At 69.7% G+C, this 1,351-nt stretch carries 1 protein-coding gene; it reads left to right on the forward strand.

The window, feature by feature from the left end; translation table 11 throughout:
- The coding region (locus tag ADK54_RS14275) for a family 2B encapsulin nanocompartment shell protein (RefSeq protein ID WP_053725997.1) at nt 1-1,351 on the forward strand (1,351 nt) is incomplete at both ends.

Consider the following 1,351-nt stretch of genomic DNA (forward strand, 5'->3'; position numbering starts at 1 on the left):
CAGCAGAGTCTCGGCACAGCCGCCGCGCGGAACTTGGCGACCACCACCAAGTCCGTCCCGCAGATGCAGGAGATCACCTCCCGTTGGCTGCTGCGGATGCTGCCGTGGGTCCAGGTGCAGGGCGGTACATACCGGGTGAACCGACGGCTCAGCTACTCGGTGGGGGACGGGCGGATCACCTTCGTCCAGACCGGCGAGCGGGTCGCCGTCATCCCCGCCGAGCTGGGCGAGCTGCCCGCGCTGCGGGACTACGAGGACGAGGCGGCCCTGACCGAGCTGGCCAGCCGCTGCGAGCAGCGCGAGTTCGCGGCGGGTGAGGTCGTCGCCGCCGCCGGTGATGTCACCGACCGGGTGTTCCTGCTGGCGCACGGCCGGGTCGAGAAGATCGGCACCGGCCCGTACGGTGACGAGACCGAGCTCGGTTTCCTCGCCGACGGGGCGCACTTCGGCGAGCAGGCGCTGGTCTCCGGCGAGGCCGTCTGGGAGTGCACCTACCGTGCCACCACCGGGTGCACCGCCCTGATCCTGACCCGGGCCGACGTGCTCAACCTCGCGGAGCGCTCCGAGTCGCTGCACGCGCACCTCGCGATGGCCTCGGCGCAGCCCGACCAGCGCACCAACAACTACGGCGAAGCGGCGATCGACCTCTCCGCGGGCCATGTCGGTGAAGCGGTCATTCCGCACACCTACGTCGACTACGAGGGCTCGCCGCGCGAGTACGAACTCTCCGTCGCGCAGACCGTGCTGAAGGTCCACAGCCGCGTCGCCGATCTCTACAACCAGCCGATGAACCAGACCGAGCAGCAGTTGCGGCTCACGGTCGAGGCGTTGCGCGAGCGCCAGGAGCACGAGCTCGTCAACAACCGGGAGTTCGGCCTGTTGACCAACTGCGACTACGGCCAGCGCCTCCAGCCGCACGACGGGGTGCCGAGCCCCGACGACATGGACGAGCTGCTCTCCCGGCGCCGCGGCTCCAAGCTGTTCCTGGCCCACCCGCGTGCGATCGCCGCTTTCGGGCGTGAGTGCAACAAGCGCGGCCTGGTGCCCGAGTCCGTCGAGGTGGGCGGCCACCACGTGCCCGCCTGGCGCGGCGTGCCGATCTTCCCGTGCAACAAGATCCCGGTGAGCGAGGCCCGTACGACCTCGATCATCTGCATGCGTACCGGCGAGGCCGAGCAGGGCGTCATCGGGCTCCAGCAGGCCGGCATCCCGGACGAGATCGAGCCGAGCCTGTCGGTCCGCTTCATGGGCATCGACGAGCAGGCGATCATCTCGTACCTGGTCACCGCGTACTACTCGGCCGCGATCCTGGTGCCCGACGCGCTGGGCGTCCTGGAAAACGTCGAAGTCA

This window comes from Streptomyces sp. WM6378 (assembly GCF_001279695.1).
Classification (GTDB): Bacteria; Actinomycetota; Actinomycetes; order Streptomycetales; family Streptomycetaceae; genus Streptomyces.